Genomic DNA, 20,292 nt, shown 5'->3' on the forward strand with positions numbered 1-20,292 from the left:
CGTCGCAACCGCTGCTGTCCGGCTCGCACAACTTCCAGGCCGCGGCGGTGGATGGCGCTGGCAACGAAAGCGCCAAGACCGATGGCTGGGACTTCACCGTCGACGTTCAGGCACCGACCGTGCCGGTCGATCCGCAGAACTCCGATTCGCTGCAACTGCTCGATGACGTTGGCGCCATCACTGGTCCGATCGCCAAGGGCGGTGTGACCGACGACGCGCGTCCTGAATTCAAGGGCGAACTGGCCGATGTCGGCGATGTGAAGTCGATCAACATCTATGACAACAGCGTACTGATCGGCTCGGCTGCCGTGGACGCCAACGGCAAGTGGTCCTTCACCCCGTCGCAACCGCTGCTGTCCGGCTCGCACAACTTCCAGGCCGCGGCGGTGGATGGCGCTGGCAACGAAAGCGCCAAGACCGATGGCTGGGACTTCAGCCTCAAGCTGAGCGCCCCACAGGCGCCGTCGCTGAACCACGTGAGCGATGACTTCGGTCTGATCACTAGCGGCCACCTGCAACCGGGCGCAGTCACCGACGACAAGACACCAACCGTCTCCGGCACCGCCGAGCCGGGCACCGTGGTGCATCTGTATGTCAACGGAAGCGAAGTCGGCAGCGTTGCTACCGACGCCGAAGGCGGCTGGAGCATCATTGCCAGCGACCTGGGCGTCGACGGCGAGAAAACCATCACCGCCAAGGCAGTCGATGCCGCTGGCCAGTCCAGCCCGGAAACCGGAGGCTTCAGCATCGTCCTTGACACTACCGTGCCGGGCAAGCCAAGCGTGCCGGGTGGCGAAGACAACGTCGGCGCCATTACCGGCCCAATCACTGACGGCGTAACCGACGACACCACCCCGACCTTCAGCGGCAGCAGCGAGCCGGGCGCCATCGTCACCATCAAGGATGGCGACAAGGTGCTGGGCACTGCTACCGTTGGCGAAGACGGTACCTGGACCTTTACCCCGTCCGAACCGCTGGTCGAAGGCGAGCACAGCATCACCATCCAGGTCACAGACCCGGCCGGCAACGTCAGCGAGTCGAGCAATGTCCTGGAACTGGTGGTCAACACCCAGGTGGTCAGCGTCAGCGTGACCAAGGCGCTGGACAACGCCGGCGACAAGACCGGTGACCTGGCCAACAATGCCGCCACTGACGACAGCAAGCCGACCCTGGTGGGCACCGCCACCGCCGGTGCGCTGGTCACCGTCAAGGAAGGCGCCACCGTGCTAGGCAGCGTCATCGCCGACGTTAGCGGCAACTGGACCCTGGAACTGCCGCAGCAGGCCGAGGGCGCGCACAGCTACAGCATCGTCGCCAGCAATGGCGCCAACAGCGCCAACGCTAGCTTCGCGCTGACCGTCGACACCCGCGCGCCGAGCAAGCCGGGCTCAATCACCGCCATCGACGACCAGGGCGACGTCACCGGCGCTATCAGCAGCGGCGTGACCGACGACGCTACCCCGACCTTCGGTGGCAGCGCCGAGCCGGGCAGCGTCATCACCATCAGGGACGGCGAGACCGTTCTGGGTAGCACCTCCGTCGGTGAAGACGGCACTTGGTCGTTTACCCCGTCGGCGCTGGAGGATGGCGAACACGCCATCAGTGTCACCGCCACCGATAAGGCCGGCAACGTCAGCGAACTCAGCGACGTACTGCCGATCAAGGTTGACACCAGCGAGGTTAAGGTCAGCATCACCCAGGTGGTAGACAACGTCGGCAGCATTACCGGCGAGATCGCCAAGGGCGGCGTGACTGACGACCGCACCCCGAGCCTGCACGGCAAGGGCGTGGCCGGTGATACCGTGCGTATCAGCCTGAAGGGCGGCACCGAAATCGGAAGCGCGCTGGTCGACGCCCAGGGTAACTGGACGTTCGAGTTGCCGGCCCAGGTCGACGGCGCGCACACCTACGTCGCTAGCATCGACAACGGCGCCAACAGCGCCAGTGCCGAGTTCAGCCTGGTGATCGACACCGTCGCCCCGTCCAAGCCGGAAGGTATCGGCGCCGTCGACGCCCAGGGCAAGGTCACCGGCAGCATCGAGGCCGGCGGTACCACCGACGACAACCAGCCGACCCTCGGCGGCAAGGCCGAGCCGGGCAGCGTCATCACCATTAAGGACGGCGACACTGTGCTGGGCACCACCACCGTCGACGGCCAGGGCAACTGGAGCTTTACCCCATCGGCACCGCTGGGCGAGGGCGAGCACAGCATCACCGCCGAAGCCACTGACGCCGCGGGCAACACCAGCAAGCCCAGCGACGCGCTGGCGTTCATCGTCGATACCGCCGCGATCACCGTCAGCGTCACCAAGGCCGTCGACAACGTCGGCAGCAAGACCGGCGACCTGAGCGACAAGTCTATCACCGACGACACCCGTCCGACCCTGATCGGCACCGCCAGCGCCGGTGCCGTAGTCAGCATCCTGCTGGGCGCCACCGTGCTCGGCTCGGTGGTTGCCGACGAATCCGGCAAGTGGAGTTTCGAACTGCCGGAGCACACCGACGGCACTTACAGTTACGGCATCGTGGCCAAGGGCGCCAACGGCAACGAGGCCAGTACCGGCTTCGAGCTGACCATCGATACTCAGGCTCCGCCTGCGCCAACCGGCGTGACCGTGGCCGACAAGGTCGGCGAGCACCAGGGGCAACTGCAGCCGGGCGGCGTCACCGACGACAACGCGCCGGTAATTGGCGGCAGCGGCGCCAAGCCGGGTGAAGTCATCACCGTCTATGACAACGGTAGCAAGCTCGGCACTACGATCGTCGACGCCGGCGGCAACTGGCAGTACAAGCCGGAAACCCCGTTGGCCGAAGGCGCGCACCAGATCTGCGCGTCCTCCACCGACGCCGCCGGCAACGAAAGCGCCCAGGGCCCGTCGCTGAGCTTCAGCGTCGACACCACCCCGCCGGGCGTCAGCAGCGACCTGGACCTGTACGATGACGTCGGTCTGAAGACTGGCACCATCGGGCGGGGCAGCCCCACCGACGACGCGCGTCCGCAGTTCAGCGGGCGCCTGGCCGCCGGCGAAGCCAGCTACGTCAACGTCTACGACGGCACCAAGCTGTTGGGTACCGCCACTGTTGACGCGGATGGTAGCTGGAGCTTCCAGTCGCCGCTGCTGGAAGCCGGCAATCATGACTTCCGCGCGGAAGCCGTGGACGCCGCTGGCAACATCGGTGTGAAGACCCCAGACTGGAGCTTCACCGTCGAAGGCGACAGCAACCGGCCCAGCCAGCCCTCGTTCAGCACCGTGCTGGATGACCAGGGCAGCCTCACCGGCCCGCTGCAGAAGGGCGACAGCACCGACGACAAGAGTCTGACCGTGCAGGGCACCGCCGACGCCAACACCGTCGTGCACCTGTATGTAGACGGCAACGAAGTCGGCAGCGCCAGCGTCGGCGCCGATGGCAAGTGGAGCATCGAAACCGGCGACCTGGGTGCCGATGGCGTGAAGAACATCACCGCCAAGGCCGTCAACGACGTGGGCCAGGTAAGCTCCGTTGCCGGTCCGTACGACATCGTCCTCGACACCCTCGCGCCGGCTAAGCCGGGCATGGTAGTGGCCGCCGACGATATCGGCGAGCTCACCGGTGCCATCAACCCCTCCACCGTCACCGACGACAACCTGCCGACATTCACCGGCAGTGGCGCGGAAATTGGCGCCACCGTCACCGTCAAGGATGGCGACACCGTCCTGGGCACCGCCATCGTCGATGCAAGCGGCAACTGGAGCCTCACCCCGTCCGAACCGCTGGGCGAGGGTGAGCACAGCATCAGCGCCAGCGTCACCGACAAGGCCGGCAACACCAGCAAAGCCAGCGACCCGCTGAACTTCACCGTGGACACCAGCACCGTCGTGGTCAGCATCCTGCGCGCCAAGGACGACGTCGGCAGCATCCAGACCGACATCGGTGCCAACGGCGTCACCGACGACGCCACGCCACGCCTGGAGGGTACCGCCACCGCCAACGCCGTGGTGACCATCAAGGAAGGCGCGACCACCATTGGCAGCACAATCGCCAATGCCGCGGGCAACTGGCACTTCGACCTGCCGCAGCAGAGCGAAGGCGCGCACAACTACACTGCCGTGGCCAAGAACCAGGCCGGCACCGAAGGCAGTGCCAGCTTCGCCCTGACCATCGACACCAGCGCACCGGACGCTCCGGCGATCGGCAAGGTGGTCGACGACGTCGGCAGCAAGACCGGCGAACTGGCCAGCGGTGGCTTCACCGATGACCAGAGCCCGACCCTGTACGGTACCAGCGGCGCCGAAGGCGACCTGATCAAAATCTACGACAACGGCGAACTGCTCGGCAGTGTGGTGGCCGGCCCGGGCGGCGCCTGGAACTGGAACCCCACCGGCGACACCGAGAAGCTCGCCGAGGGCCAGCACGAGCTGACCGTCACCGCGACCGACAAGGCCGGTAACGAAAGCGCACATAGCCTGGTCTTCGAGGTCAACGTGGACACCACCGCGCCGGGCGCCATCAGCGACCTGGACCTGTACGACGACGCTGGCGCCTTCACCGGCACCATTGTCTCCAACGGGCCCGAGGCGACCGACGACTCCACCCCAACCTACAGCGGTCACGTCGACCCGGCTTCCGGCCCGCAGTACGTGAACATCTACAGCAACGGTGAGCTTTTCGGCACCGCCACGGTGAATGCCGAAGGCGACTGGGCGTTCACGCCCGAGCCCCTGGCCAATGGCTCGTACAGTTTCTCGGCCGCCGCGGTGGACGCCGCCGGCAACGAGGGCCCGCGCACCGACGACTGGAACTTCACTATCCGCGTCGGTGGTCCAGAGGAACCGGTCATCACCAACGTCACCGACGACTTCGGCCCTGAGCAAGGTTACCTGCAGAAGGAAGACTTCACCGACGACACCACCCTGACCCTGACCGGCAGCGGCCAGGCCGGCGCCACGCTGTACCTGTACGCGCGCCTTAGCGAAGACGGCCCGGGCACCCTGGTGGGCTCGGCGCTGATCGACGCCCAGGGCGAGTGGGAAATCACCACCTCCGACCTGTCCCTGCTGGGCGGCGACGGCATGAAGTACCTCTATGCCCAGGCCCAGGACGGCACCGGCCAGTGGAGCACCACCACCGGTAACTTCCCGATCGAGCTGTACACCGGCGAGCCCGAGGTGCCTGAACTGCTGTCGTTCGTCACCAAGGACTTCACCACCCAGGTGTCCGGCAACCTGACCAGCGACACCACGCCGAGCATTTCCGGCAAGGGCGAGCCGGGCTCCCTGGTGACCATCTCCGACAACGGCAAGGTCATGGGCAGCACGGTCGTCGGCGAAGACGGCACCTGGAGCTACATGCCGGAAAACCCGCTGGCCGATGGCGAGCACGCGTTCACCGCGGTGATCACCGACAAGGTCGGCAACACCACCGAGCCGAGCGAGCCGTGGCTGTTCGTGGTCGATACCCTGCCGCCGAACGTCGGCCTGGATATCAACACCGCCGAGCAACTGGCCGGGCAGACCGAGCCGGGCGCGATCGTCACCGTGGTCGACAAGGCGGGTGCCAGCCACACCGTCACCGCCGACCAGGACGGCCGCTGGAGCATCCAGCCCAACCCGCTGGGCCTGGGCCAGGACGGCAGCATCAGCGTCATCGATGCCGCTGGCAACCAGTCCGAGCCCATCGCCATCCAGGGCGATGTGCTGGCCAGCTACGACCTGACCCGCTACACCGACAAGGTGAACACCACCGAATCGGGCGACCAGGCCAACCCGAGCGTGACCACGCTGAAGGACGGCAAGATCGTCGTCGTCTGGCAGGGCGGCAGCTCGAGCGACTACGAAACCTACATGCAGCTCTTCGAAGCCGACGGCGTGACCCGCATCGGTGGCGAGCAGCAGGTCAACCAGCGCAACTACAGCAACCAGGACAGCCCGCAGGTCATCGCGCTGGCCGACGGCGGCTACCTGGTGGTCTGGGAGTCTTACCAGGCCGGCCCGGACACCAACGCCGACGGCATCATGGCGCGCCGCTACGCGGCCGACGGCAGCCCGGTGGGCGACGAGTTCGCGGTCAACCAGAACACCGCTGGCGGCCAGAAGTCGCCGGTGGTGGTGGCGCACGCCGACGGCGGCTACACCATCAGCTGGATGAGCGACCCGGATGGCAGCAACACCGACCTGATCGTGCAGCGCACCTTCGACGCCCATGACCAGCCGGTTACCGGCGATGTCACCGTGGGCAGCGGCGACCGCTACGGCCTGTACGGCGCACCGGCGATGGACGCGTTCACCGACACGGCGCACAACGGCATGTACGTGACCGTGTGGAACGGCTACAACGGCCCGTCCGACAAGGCCAGCACCGGCATCATCGGCCAGCTGTACAAGGCCGACGGCACCCCGCTGGGCAACAACTTCCAGGTCAACAGCACCACTGGCAATAGCCAGGACTACCCGGACGTGATCACCCTGAAGGACGGTTCCTTCATTGTGGTCTGGGAGGGCAACCCCCCGGGCAGCACCGGCTACGACGTCTACATGGCGCACTACAGCGTGAACCCGTCCACCGGTGCCGTGCAACTGATCGGCATGGGCGACGAGCGCGTCAACACCAGCCTCGCCGGCGACCAGTACAAGCCCACCGCGGTGGCGCTGAACGACGGCGGCTACATGATCCTCTGGGGTTCGGCTGGCGGCGACGGCAGCGGTTCGGCGGTCTTCGCCCAGCGCTACAGCGCCAGCGGCGAGAAGCTCGGCCGCGAGTTCATCGTCAACCCGACCACCGAGGGCAACCAGGGCTGGGCCGGCGAAAGCCCCGACCTGAAGAACCTGCTCGACGCCACCGTGATGGAAGACGGCAACGTCTACGTCACCTGGCAGAGCGACAAGGCCGACAGCGGCGGCTGGGGCATCGAGAGCACCGTCGTCGACATCGACGCCGGCTACTACTCGGAGTTCCGTGTCAACAGCACCACCAGTGGCGACCAGGACAACTCGGCCACCGCGCGCCTGCCCAACGGCGGCTTCGTGGTGGTCTGGGAATCGGCCAACGTCGACGGTTCCAACGATGGCGTCGTGGCGCAACTGTTCGACGCCAAGGGCATGCCGGTGGGCGGCGAGTTCGTGGTCAACAGCACCACCGCCAACTTCCAGGGCAAACCCGCGGTGGAAGTGCTCAAGGACGGCAGCTTCGTGGTCAGCTGGACCAGCTACGCCGGCGGCAACGAGGCCATCATGCAGCAGAAGTACGGCTACACCTACGACCTCGACGGCCACATCAGAGGCGCGGTCCGTGAGGGCAGCGAGTACATGGTCAACGTCAACGACGCAGGCAGCCAGCGCTACTCCAGCATCACCGCGCTGGAAGACGGTGGCTACATGGTGACCTGGAAGTCCTCCGTAGGCGGCGAATGGCACATCTACACCCGCCAGTACAAGGCCGATGGCTCCCCGATGGGTAGCGAGCAGATGGTCAGCGACACCAACATGGCCGACACCGTCGACACCCGCGCAACCGGCATCAGCACCCTGGAAGACGGCCGCGTGGTCTTCGCCTACACCCGCAACAGTGGCGGCGGCGCCGGCTACGATGCCTACTTCCGCATCTACGACCCGGTCACCAAGACCTTCGGCGCGGAAATCGTGGCGAACCAGACCACCGCCAACAACCAGGCGTCGCCGAGCGTGACCCACCTGGCCAACGGCAACTTCGTGGTCACCTGGGACTCCAACGACCACAGCGGCCCGGACGCATACGGCTACGGCACCTGGGGGCGGATCTTCAACGCCGCCGGCCAACCGGTGAGCGGCGAGTTCCTCGCCACCGGCAGCACCCTGGGCGACCAGTCCTTGCCGATAGTTGTGGCCCGCGAGGGTGGCGGCTTCGTGGTCATCTACCAGTCGCAGACCGACGCGGCGCCGGGCGCGGGTACCTATGGTATCTACGCCCAGTACTTCGACGATGCCGGCCACAAGGTGGGTCAGACCCTGCACATCAACCAGTTGGTGACCGGCGATCAGACGCAGATCTCCGCGACCTTCCTGGACAGCGGCAAGCTGTACGTGAGCTGGACCGACGCCGGCGTCAGCGACGGCAGCGGCAGCGCGGTCAAGGGCCGCCTGGTGGACCTGGACGAATCCTTCGGCCTGACCCCGCCGCCGCCCAAGGGCGAAGGCGTCACCGGTATCGACTACGAGCCGGCCAACCCGCCGGAAGTCAGCGTGCTCAGCGTAGGCCTGGACCACAACAGCGCCGACCAGCTCGGTGGCCGCACCGAGCCGGGTGCCATCGTCACCGTGGTCGACGGCAAGGGCGTAAGCCACTCCGTGACCGCCGACGAACACGGCCGCTGGGCGATGTACCCCAACCCGCTGGCGCAAGGCGAACAGGGCACCCTGTCGGCCCGCGATGCCAACGGCCACGAGGCACTGCCGGTGGACATCCAGGGCGCGGCCCTGGCCGACTACCAGCTGGACCGCCACACCGTGGGGGTGAACACCACCGAGTCCGGCCCGCAGGCGAACCCGAGCAGCGCCACGCTGGCCGACGGCAAGATCATCGTCGTCTGGCAGAGCGGTGACACCTCCACCGACAACGCCGATGTGTATATGCAGCTGTTCGCGGCTGACGGCGTGACCAAGATCGGCACCGAGCAACTGATCAACCAGCGCAACGCCAACAACCAGGACAGCCCGCAGGTCATCGCGCTGGCCGACGGCGGCTACCTGGTGGTCTGGGAGTCTTACCAGGCCGGCCCGGACACCAACGCCGACGGCGTCATGGCGCGCCGCTACGGCGCCGATGGCACGCCGCTGACCGACGAGTTCCTGGTCAACGTCAACACCGCTGGCGGCCAGAAGGGCGCATCGGCGGTGGCCCATGCCGATGGCAGCTACACCATCAGTTGGTCGAGCAACCCCGATGGCAGCAACACCGACCTGATCGTGCAGCGCACTTTCGACGCGGACAACAAGCCGTTGACCGGTGACGTGACCGTGGGCAGTGGCAACCGCTACGGTGCATGGGGCGCGCCGGAGATGGCAGCCTTCGGCGACGCGGCGCACAAGGGCATGTACGTGACCGTGTGGAGCGGTTACAGCGGCCCGGGCGACAAGTCGAGCACCGGCGTCATCGGCCAGATCTTCAAGGCCGACGGTACCCCGCTGGGCGTCAACTTCCAGGTCAACAGCACCACCGGCAACAGCCAGGACTACCCGGACGTGATCACCTTGAAGGATGGAACCTTCGTGGTTATTTGGGAGGGCAACCCGCCGGGCAGCACCGGCTTCGACATCTATATGGCGCATTACAGCGTGGACCCGTCCACCGGTGCTGTGCAGCAGATCGGCATGGGCGACGTGCGCGTCAACAGCAACCTCTCGGGCGACCAGTTCAAGCCCACCGCGGTGGCGCTGAACGATGGCGGCTACCTGGTGGTTTGGGGCTCTGAAGGCGGCGACGGCAGCGGTTCGGCGGTCTTCGCCCAGCGCTACAGCGCCAGCGGCGAGAAGCTCGGCCGCGAGTTCCTGGTGAACCCGACTACCGATGGCAACCAGGGCGCGGTCAGCTCCAGCTCCGACCTGACCAACGTGCTCGACGCCACCCTGCTGCAGGATGGCAATGTCTACGTGACCTGGCAGAGCGACAAGGCCGACAGCAACAGCTGGGGCATCCAGGGCACCGTCATCGACATCGATGCCGGCAACTACTCGGAGTTCCGCGTCAACAGCACCACCAGCGGCGCCCAGGACAACTCGGCCACCGCGCGCCTGCCCAACGGCGGCTTCGTGGTGGTCTGGGAGTCGGCCAGCGGCGACGGTTCCAACGACTGTGTGATGGCGCAGCTGTACGACGCCAAGGGCATGCCGGTGGGCGGCGAGTTCGTGGTCAACAGCACCACCGCCAACTTCCAGGGCAAACCCGCGGTGGAAGTGCTCAAGGACGGCAGCTTCGTGGTCAGCTGGACCAGCTACGCCGGCGGCAACGACGCCATCATGCAGCAGAAGTACGGCTACACCTACGACCTGCAGGGCCACATCAATGGTGCGGTCGCCAAGGGCGGCGAGTACATGGTGAACATCAACGATGTTGGCAACCAGCGTTACTCCAACATCACCGCACTGGACGACGGCGGCTACATCATCAGCTGGAGCTCGAACACCACCGGCACGAGCGGCAAGTGGGCCATGTTCATGCGCCAGTACTCGGCCGATGGTACGCCGGTCACCGGTGATGTGCAGGTGGGCGATGCCACCTACTACATCTCGGCAGGCCCGGACGCGGCGTCGCTGGCGACCCTGAAGGATGGCACCGTGGTGATCGCCTACAACCGCGACGCCGGTGGCGCTGCGGGCGTGGAGTCTTACTTCCGTATCTACGATCCGGTCACCAAGTCCTTGGGCGCCGAAGTGCTGGCCAACCAGCTCTCCGCTGGCAAGCAGTCCTCGCCGTCGGTGTCGCCGCTATCCAACGGCAACTTCATCGTCACCTGGGATTCCAACGACAACAGTGGCCTCGACCAGTCCGGCCTTAGTACTTGGGGGCGGATGTTCGACGCTAAGGGCGAGGCCTTGGGCAACGAGTTCCTGGTGTCCGGAAACGCCCTGGGCGATCAGTCCGAGCCGATTGTGGTGCCCCGTGAGGGCGGCGGCTTCGTGGTGGTCTACACCTCGAAGAGCGAAGGCGCGCCGGGCACTGGCACCTACGGTGTCTACGCCCAGTACTTCGACGACGCCGGCCACAAGGTGGGCCCGGAGCTGCACGTCAACCAGTTGGTGACAGGTGATCAGACACAGATCTCCGCCACCTTCCTGGACAGCGGCAAACTGTTCGTGAGCTGGACCGACAGCGGCGTGAGCGATGGCAGCGACACCGCCATCAAGGGCCGCCTGCTGGACCTGGACGAGACCCTCGGCCTAACCCCACCGGTACCGGAAGGTGGCGCGACTCACGTCGACTACCACCCGGTCTCCGACGCAGTAGGTACTGCCGGCAACGACATGCTTGACGCCCGCGGCTACACCAACGCCAGCGGTGGCGGAGGTAACGATGCTATCATCATCGACGGTACCGGCTTCAGCCATATCGACGGTGGCGCCGGTCACGACACCTTGGTGTGGGCTTCGCACAACCCGCTGAACCTAGCGGCCATCGCGGACAAAGTGGAGAACATTGAGGCCGTCCATCTGACCGAGGGCATCAGCCAACTGCTCAGCTTGACCATAGGCGACCTGCTGAACGTCACCGGCAAGGACGCGAACGACGAGCAGACCCTGAAGGTCACCGGCGACGCGGGTCAGAACGGCGTGTTCGACACCGTCGACATCGACCTCAGCGCTTGGTCGAAGACCGCGCAGGTTACAGAGAAGAATGTCACCTATGACGTCTACAAGTCGACCAGCGAGTCCTATGCGCACTTGCTTATCCAGGAGGGCTTGCATGTAGTTTGATAGCTGCTGTGCTGAAACGGTGGAAGCCTGCCAATCTTGATTTGCCTGGCTGGCGCTCCACCGTCTCCGATCCCGACGCACTCGGTCGCTATTCGACAACGGCGCGGACCTTGGTTCGCGCCTTTTTTATGGCTGTCTGAGCGCAGGAGGCCGTCTGCCATGGATGTCGTTGGAGGTAAAAACGAGCATCCGCCAGCGGTTATCCGGCGCCCCAATTGACTGCTCGACTTGAACACCGCACGCAGCCGCACCGTCGTCGGACCCTCAACGATGCTGTCTTGGTCGAACAGATCAAGCCCGCTGTAGCTATGGCTATCGCCGGGCCTGGTGTCTGTTGCGTCGGCAGCATGAGGAAAAAGCCCATCCGCTGGTCAGCGTGAGTGGGGTTAGCGCGTCACGCGTGACCACGATATGAATCTAGAGCGGCGACACAAACAGCCGGGTGTGGTAAGGCGTCACAAAGGTCGCGTGGCCGTGGATACAAGCAACACCTGCAGGTGTTCCGATGGCTTCGAGCCCGCTGCGAGGATGGCGAAAAACTACGCGTGGCCTACGTCCTGGACTGCTGCGACCGCGAGGCTATCAGTTGGGTGGTTAGCCCCAAGCGGCTACAGTGGCAGCGACTTCCACGACGTGATGGTGGAAGCCATCGAGTAACGCTTCGGCGGCGAGTTGCCTGCATCGCCGGTGCAATGGCTAAGCGATAACGGCTTGGCCTATACCGCCGAACAGCCCTGTGCCTTTGCTCGGCAGATAGGGCTGCTGCCCCTGGCAACCCCAGTGTATAGCCCCATAGCAACGGTATGGTGGAAAGCTTCGTGAAGGCCATCAAGCGAGACTACATCCGCCACGTGCCCAGACCTGATCGATAGCACTGCACAACCTAAGCATTGCCTTAGAGCATTACAACGAGGAACACGCATAGCGCACTGAAATACCGCTCACCTCGCGAATTCGGGCGCCTGGGGGAGGCATCAACTTAACGGTGTAACAGTGGCCGGGCAAGTCTAATAACGTCAGAGAGTTGATCAATTCAGGAGTTGGATCTTCGATGTCGCCAGGGGTAAATCGCCGTGTCACATGACACTGCGTTGCCTCCCTCAGTTCTCGTCGCGAAACCGGTTAGGAAGCAGGGTGGCTTCCAGGGCCGCGCATCCGAGTATACGAACTGGGCAGCTGCCGGTACTGCGACTCATTTTCTTTAAGTTCGACAGTTGGCGTGCATGATCGAATCTATGAAATCTCCGCTATGATTCGTAAATGCGATTATTCCTGCAGGCTTCTGAGTGGATTTGTCTCGGTCTATTTGGGTTATTCGTTTATTTAGCGCTCCCAAGGTAACTAAAAATAGCGCGCTCTTTAAGATTTTTCCTAACTATAGATTCTTTGCCGATCTGTAGCATTACGACACAGTTTTCCAGGGTGTCTCAGATGTATTTCCAGAACTTTCAATTGGGTGCATTAGTCTTGTTGGCGATGTCTCCGTTCGCTGTTGCGAACGAAGTGTCGGACACGCCGGCGAAGTCCGCCAAACGGATGATTTGCAATCCCGAATGCCAGTGGCTGGACGCCGGCAGCGCTACACCCATGCACGCGTACGCGCCCTCCGCCATGGCGGAGGGCGCGACCATGGAGAAAAGCGAGGCCGGCGAAGCGAAGCAGGCGCCCCTCAATGCCGCGCCGACAGAGCCACGCTTGGCTTCGACTGAGCTCCGTCCTGTTGCGCCCGCCAAGGTTCCGGCTAGATCGGCGCTGGATATGTCGGTGGACCACCTAGCCCGCGCTTGGGTCGCCGAGGACACCAATGCTGTGCCCGTTGGCGGCAGGCTCGATCTCTGGCAGGCGGTGACTCTGGCTGTGGAAACCTACCCGTCGATCCGCGATGCCGCGGCCCAGGTTGACCAGCAGCGCGAAGGCATCGATGTGGCCAAGGCCGGCTACCTGCCGACCATCCAGACCGGCCTTAACACCGGCAAGCAGGGCGCCTACGGCAACGGCCAAAGCCTGTCGCTGAGCGCCTCGCAGATGATCTACGACTTCGGCAAGGTGTCCAGTTCGGTGAGGAGCGCTGAAGCCGGTGTGCGCGTGCAGCAGTTCCAGTTAATGGCCACCACCGACGAAGTGGCGCGGCAGTCGGCGCTCACCTTGGTCGAGGTGTCGCACTACAGCGACCTGCTGGGGGTCGCCAACGGCCAGATCGACGGTATCAAACGCCTGCGCGAGCTGGCACGCCAGCGCGCTAGCGAAGGCGCAAGCACACAGGCCGACCTGATCCAAGCGCAGTCACGGGTCGAGGCAGCGCAGTCATCACTGATGGCCATCCAGACCCAGTTGCAGCAGCAGCGCATCAAGCTGCGTATCATGATCGGCCGGGACATCCCTGAACCCGGCGTCAGCGTGCCGGAGTCGCGCTTGCTGCAAGCCGTTCAGGGAATCGAGCCGACCCCGGAGTACCCCGTCTCCGTGCGCCTGGCCGAGGTCGAGGTGGAAGCGGCGCAGGCGCAACTGTCGCTAGCCAAATCCAACACCATGCCGACCTTTACTGTCGACGGTGGCGTCAGCAAGTACATGGGCAACGCCGGCGAGATGGCGGGTGATCGCGTGTATACGCTCACCGTGGGCGTCAAGCACGACCTGTTCGCCGGCGGCGCCCCCTCGGCGCGGGTGCGCGGCGCTGGCCAAGCGGTACGTGCGGCGGAAGAGCGTATATACACCAAGAAGCTTGAGGCCAGCGACGAGTGGACCGCCTTGCAGCAGCAGATGAACGGACTGCAGGAGCGCCTGAAGGTGCTCGCCGAGCGCGAGAAGAACATTCATGACACCCAGCAATTGTACCGTGAGCAGTACCTCTCGTTGGGTACCCGCACGCTGCTTGACCTCCTTAATACCGAGCAGGAAATCTTCCAGGCGCGCAGCGACCTGGTGAACGCACGCCACGAACTCTGGGCCGCCCAGGTTAGTTTCATCAACGCCACCGGCCATATGCACGACATCTTCCAAATCAAGGGAGAGATCTAATAATGACCGCGCAAGCGCAGAAGTCTGGAGCTGCCTACGCTCCCTGGTTGGACGCGATGCTGTTCCTGGCCCGGCACTACCGCCTCGACGTTTCCGAAGAGCGGGTGCGGGTCGACTTGGAGTGGATGCCCTCCCGGGACCTTGACCAGCAACTGCAGCGCATGGCTCGCGACATGGGTATGTCGCTGCGCAGTGAGCCGCTGAGCAAGGGCGTGCTGGATCCCTGGCGCTTGCCGGTTCTTGCGCAGTTCTCCGGCGACCAAGTTGGGGTCATCGAGAGCGTTGATGGTCAGGGCCTTGTCGGTGTGCGCCTGAGCGGTGAGCAGGGCGTCCTTCAGGCCCTGCCGGTGAGCGAGGTGTGCGAGCGGGTGCAGCGGGTGTTCTGCCTACGTCCGGAAGTCGCCGTGCCCGACATGCGCGTCGATGACTACATCAAGCCATATGAGCCGAACTGGTTCTGGGGCATTGTGCTCAAGGACTGGCGCCGCTATGGCGACGTGATGCTCGCCTCAATGGTGGCCAACGTGCTGGCGCTGTCCTCGATGATCTTCTCCATGCAGGTCTACGATCGCGTGGTGCCGGCGCAGTCCGAGCCGACCCTGTGGGTGCTTTTCGGCGGCGTGATGTTGGCGGTGGCCATTGAGTTCAGCATGCGCCTGGCGCGCACCAGCCTCAGTGACAAGATCGGCAAGCGCGCCGACCTTCGTATCTCCGACCGGGTCTTCGGTCACGCCCTTCGCCTGCGCAACGAGGCCATGTCGAAGTCCACCGGCTCGTTCATCTCGCAGTTGCGTGAGATGGAGCAAGTGCGTGAACTGATTACCTCAACCACACTTGGCGCCCTGGCTGATCTACCGTTCTTCTTCCTGTTCCTGTTGATGCTCTGGGTGGTCGGCGGCAGCATGGCGCTGGTGCCCATGGCGGTGCTGCCGCTGCTGATCATTCCCGGCCTGCTGGCGCAGAAGCGCCTGGCCAAGCTGTCCAAGGAAGGCATGCGCGAGTCATCGATCCGAAATGCCATCCTGGTGGAGGCGGTACAAGGCATCGAGGACATCAAGCAACTACGCGCCGAGCAGCGCTTTCAGAGCCAATGGAATCACCTCAACGCCGTGTCGGCGGACATCAGCATGCGCCAACGCTTTATCTCAGGCGCGCTCATGACCTGGACCCAGGAAGTGCAGACTCTGGTCTACGCGGTGGTGATCTTGGTCGGCTGTTTCCAAGTGATGGAAGGCAGCATGACCACTGGCGCGCTGATAGGCATGTCAATATTGTCGTCGCGGATGATTTCACCGTTGGCGCAAATATCCGGGATCATGGCGCGCTGGCAGCAGGCCAAGGTCGCCCGCGAGGGCCTTGAAGAACTGATGAAGCGCCCGGTGGAAACCGCCGAGACAGGTCGCATGTTGCACCGCCCAGTGATCCACGGTGACTTCGCCATGGAGAATGTGCGTTTTCGCTACCGTCAGGAAGATGCCCGCCAAGCTATCGAAGTGCCCCAGCTGAAGATCGCCGCGGGCGAGAAGGTCGCCATTCTTGGCCGCAACGGCGCCGGCAAGTCCAGTCTCCTGCAACTGATGGCCGGGATGTACCGGCCGCAGGAAGGCATGCTTATGCTCGACTCGCTGAAGCTGGAGCTGATCGACCCGTATGATGTGCGCCGCGACGTGGCCTTCCTCAGCCAGCAGGCCAGCCTATTCTTCGGCACGCTGCGCGAGAACCTGACCATGGGCCGGCCCAACGCCAGCGACGATGAACTGCTCAACGCCCTGCGCCTGAGCGGCGCTCTGGCCCTGGTACAGGCACAGCCAGAAGGCCTCGACTACCAGATACTCGAAGGTGGTCGCGGGCTTTCCGGCGGCCAGCGCCAGACGCTGCTGCTGGCCCGCACCTTGTTACGCGACCCGCGCGTGCTGCTACTGGATGAGCCCACCGCGTGGCTCGACGAAGTCGCCGAGCAGCAACTGATCAACAACCTGCATCTCTGGCTGCATGACCGCACATTGGTAGTGGCCACCCACCGTCCCGGCGTGCTGCGCTGGGTCGACCGAATCATCGTGGTCGACAACGGCAAGGTGGTGCTTGACGACACCAAACAGGCTGTGCTGAACAAACTCAGCCAGCAGGTGGCGAAACCATCTGCACCGCAGCCGGCGCAGACACCCGATCAGCCCCTCGCCCGTGCCCCCACGACTACGCCGGCGACGATGCCAGCGCCCACGCCGCCATGACGGTGCGCGCATTCGCAGTCGCCGAAAGCTACCGCGCGGTCGATGCAGCCTTCGACGGATGAAGGCCGCATCGCCTAAGTGTTCCGGCCAGCGGGCTAGCGATGGAATACATTAAGGACGCGGGTCGGGCCCGCGTCGGGAGTTATCATGCAGGTCAATTCGATTCAACTGCCTAAGCCCTCCGCGCCGAGCCATCCGGCTGCGTCCTGCGGCGACCTTTTCACCGAACAACAGCGAGCCCCGCGTGTCTCGCGGCTGATCAGGGGTGCTTTCGCCGGCGTGCTGGCGCTGCTGGCCTGGGCCTACATATTCGAGCTGGATGAAGTTTCTACCGGCACTGGCAAGATCATTCCTAGTTCCCGCGAGCAGGTCATCCAGTCGCTGGAGGGCGGTATTATCTCGCAGTTGCGGGTCAAACAGGGCGACTTGGTGGATGCTGGCCAGGTGCTGGCACAGCTGGACCGTACCAAGACCGAGTCCGCAGTAGGAGAGAGCGCCTCACGGGTGCGCTCGGCTCTCGCCATGGCGGCGCGCCTGCGTGCCGAGGTGGACGGCGGCGAGCTGGCGTTTCCGGCACAAGTGCTGGAGGAGCCGGACTTGGTGAAGTCCGAGACCGCGCTGTACAAATCCCGCCGCGAGGGCCTGCAGAAGACCCTAAACGGCATCAGTGAGGCCCTCGGCCTGGTCAACAAGGAACTGCAGATGACCACGCGTCTGGCCTCGGTCGGCGCGGCGAGCAATGTCGAAGTTCTGCGGCTGCAACGACAGGCCAACGAGCTGCAGCTGAAGGCCACCGATACACGCAATCAGTACCTGGTAAAGGCCCGCGAGGACTTGGCGAAGGCTAACAGCGAAGTGGAGGCGCAGCAGTCGGTGACCCGCGGCCGCGCCGATTCACTGTCGCGTCTGACCGTCACCTCACCGATGCGCGGCATCATCAAGGACATTGAGGTCAGCACCGTCGGCGGAGTGATTCCGCCCAACGGTCGTTTTATGGTCATCGTCCCGGTGGAGGACCAACTGCTGGTAGAGGCACGCATCTCGCCGCGCGACGTGGCCTACATCCATCCCGGTCTGCCGGCCCTAGTCAAGATTAGCGCCTATGACTACTCCATCTATGGCGGCCTGAAGGGAGAGGTGGTGAACATCTCGCCGGACACCATCCAGGATGAAGTGCGGCGCGACCAGTATTACTATCGGGTATTCGTGCGCACTGAGACCGACGCACTGAAGAACAAAGACGGAAGGAGCTTCTCGATCTTCCCCGGCATGGTCGCTACCGTAGATATCCACACCGGCAGCAAGACCGTCTGGGACTACCTGACCAAGCCGCTCAATCGCGCGCGCGAAGCGCTGCGCGAACGCTGAGTGACACCGATGAAAGTACGCACGCCCAGCTACCGCGAGCGCCGCGAAGTCGAGAGCGCCGGCAAGCACGCCAGCGAACTGTTCGCCGAGGGTCGCCACGAGGAGGCACTACAGCTTTGCCTACAGACAGCCCGGCGATGGCCGCAGTTGGCACCTGTGTGGGTCGACGCGGCAGTTAACTGCGTGAAGCTGGAGCGCTGGCAGGAGGCGATAGACCACGCTAGCCGCGCCCTGCTCTGCGGCGGCAGTAGCCTGGCCCTGTTCGACGCGCTTTCGCACGCCAACTCCGCGCTGCGCCGGTGGGACGAGGTGCGCCGCCATGGACTGCACGCGCTGAACCTGCGCGAGAGCCAGTTCGGCGGGGAGCCGCCTATCGCTCATGAGTCGCCAGCGCTGCCGCCAGCGCCCTGCGCGGCGACCCGCGAACGGAACCTAATCGCATTTTCGTTGTTCGGCGATAGCTCCAAGTACTGCGAGACCGCCGTGCTCAACGTGATCGAGCAGCCGCACCTATATCCGCACTGGACCTGCCGCTTCTACATTGATGATAGCGTGCCCGAAGCCATCGTCCATCGCTTGCTTGAGCACGGCGGTCAACTGGTGCGCGTCGACAAGGCCCAGCATCGGTGGCCGGGGCCGATGTGGCGCTTTCTCGCATTGGACGACCCTCAGGCGCAGCGCATCCTGTTCCGTGACGCCGACTCGGTGATAAGTAGGCGCGAAGTGGAAGCTGTGGACGAGTGGCTGCGCAGCGACAAGCTGTTCCACGCCATGCGCGACAACGGCACCCACACCGAGTTACTGCTGGCAGGGCTGTGGGGCGTGGTCGGCGGGGCGCTGCCGAAACTGGCCGAACTTGCTCGGCCCTTCTTCGCCGCGCCGCTGGCCTCACGACACTTCGCCGACCAGTACTTCCTGCGCGAATATGTCTGGCCCTACGCCCGACGCAGTCTGCTGCAACACGACTCGATGTTTGGCTTCTTCGGCGCCGCTGGCTTCCCCGGCGGGCCGATGCTGGAAAATTTTCACGTCGGATATGCAGAAGGCTCGCCCAGGTTCAGCCTGCCCTGCGTGTTGGCGGAAGGTAGCCCGGTGCGCTGGACCTTGTACCGCCGCGAAAGGGAGGGCGAGCGCGCGGTCTGCGACTATCGCGCAGTCGTGAGTGGTGGGGAGGTGACGGGCAATATCCCGGCCCGCTATGCGGAATGGATTCGTGATGGGGAGGCTCGCATCGTCCTGAGCCCGCTCAACCATTGAGAACCGCAGGAGCACACTATGTTCGCAAATCGCGGGCATGGCTTGCTCATTCTGACTGTGGGGGCTGATAGCCCTGATCGAGCCGCATTACCCGAAGGGTGAAGGCGACCGTCCGGCCTATCCGTTGATGGCGATGCTGCGCGTGCATCTGATGCAGAACTGGTTCGGCTACAGCGATCCGGCGATGGAGGAGGCGTTGTACGAGACCACCATCCTGCGCCAGTTTGCCGGACTGAGCCTGGAGCGCATTCCCGACGAAACCACCATCCTCAACTTCCGGCGCCTGTTGGAGAAGCACGAGTTGGCGGCTGGGATTCTGGCGGTGATCAATGGCTACTTGGGTGGCCGGGGTCTGTCGCTGCGCCAGGGCACTATCGTCGATGCCACGCTGATCCACGCGCCCAGTTCGACCAAGAACCAGGATGGCAAGCGTGCCCCGGAGATGCATCAAACGAAGAAGGGCAACCAGTATTACTTCGGCGCGAAAGCGCACATTGGTGCCGACGAAGAATCGGGCTTGGTGCGCAGCGTGGTGGTAACCGCCGCCAATGTCGCGGACATCACCCAGGTCGACAAACTGTTGCGCGGCGAGGAAAACGTGGTGTGCGCTGACGCCGGTTATACCGGAGTCGAAAAGCGCCCTGAACATGAAGGCCGCCCAGTCATCTGGCAGGTCGCGGCTCGGCGCAGCACCTACCAGAAACATGGCAAGCGCAGTGCCTTGTACAAAGCGATTCGCAAGATTGAGAAAGCCAAGGCCCAGGTGCGTGCAAAGGTCGAACACCCCTTCCGCGTGATCAAGCGGCAGTTCGGCTACGTGAAGGTGCGCTTCCGTGGATTGGCCAAGAATGCCGCGCAAATGGTGACGCTGTTTGCCCTGTCGAATCTGTGGATGGCCCGCCGACATTTGCTGGCCAGCGCAGGAGAGGTGCGCCTGTAATGCGGAAAATGGCTGCTGTGGGGTGCTCGCAGCAGCGAAAAAGAGAGTGAAGCGC

Annotated in this window: 5 protein-coding genes and 1 pseudogene; all 6 read left to right on the forward strand. The window is 64.3% G+C overall.

What is annotated here, in order from left to right:
- Positions 1-47: 47 nt before the first annotated feature.
- Positions 48-11,423, forward strand: coding sequence for an Ig-like domain-containing protein (locus HNP46_RS32325; RefSeq protein ID WP_221455197.1), 11,376 nt, complete (start codon positions 48-50; stop codon positions 11,421-11,423).
- 1,431 nt (positions 11,424-12,854) lie between these two features.
- Positions 12,855-14,441 (forward strand): TolC family outer membrane protein, encoded by a 1,587-nt coding sequence (locus HNP46_RS32330; RefSeq protein WP_260403326.1) that lies wholly within the window; start codon positions 12,855-12,857, stop codon positions 14,439-14,441.
- 2 nt (positions 14,442-14,443) lie between these two features.
- On the forward strand, positions 14,444-16,672 hold the full coding sequence (locus tag HNP46_RS32335; RefSeq protein ID WP_184597365.1) for a type I secretion system permease/ATPase: 2,229 nt from the start codon (positions 14,444-14,446) through the stop codon (positions 16,670-16,672).
- Between the two features lie 147 nt (positions 16,673-16,819).
- Positions 16,820-18,040 carry an HlyD family efflux transporter periplasmic adaptor subunit gene (locus HNP46_RS32340; RefSeq protein WP_184597367.1) on the forward strand — a complete coding sequence of 407 codons (1,221 nt, stop codon included), beginning with the start codon at positions 16,820-16,822 and terminating at the stop codon, positions 18,038-18,040.
- A 9-nt stretch (positions 18,041-18,049) separates the two neighbouring features.
- Entirely contained in the window at positions 18,050-19,297 is a 1,248-nt protein-coding gene (locus HNP46_RS32345; protein WP_184597369.1) for a tetratricopeptide repeat protein, read from the forward strand.
- Between the two features lie 61 nt (positions 19,298-19,358).
- Positions 19,359-20,237: pseudogene (locus tag HNP46_RS32350) on the forward strand (IS5 family transposase); the annotation flags it as partial.
- Positions 20,238-20,292 lie beyond the last annotated feature (55 nt).

The sequence above is a fragment of the Pseudomonas nitroreducens genome (assembly GCF_014204515.1).
Classification (GTDB): Bacteria; Pseudomonadota; Gammaproteobacteria; order Pseudomonadales; family Pseudomonadaceae; genus Pseudomonas; species Pseudomonas nitritireducens_A.

Excerpts from the sequence above, each read along its gene's own strand:
- HNP46_RS32330 (WP_260403326.1), top strand. The coding sequence starts at position 12,855 with ATGTATTTCCAGAACTTTCAATTGGGTGCATTAGTCTTGTTGGCGATG.
- HNP46_RS32335 (WP_184597365.1), top strand. The coding sequence starts at position 14,444 with ATGACCGCGCAAGCGCAGAAGTCTGGAGCTGCCTACGCTCCCTGGTTG.
- HNP46_RS32340 (WP_184597367.1), top strand. The coding sequence starts at position 16,820 with ATGCAGGTCAATTCGATTCAACTGCCTAAGCCCTCCGCGCCGAGCCAT.
- HNP46_RS32345 (WP_184597369.1), top strand. The coding sequence starts at position 18,050 with ATGAAAGTACGCACGCCCAGCTACCGCGAGCGCCGCGAAGTCGAGAGC.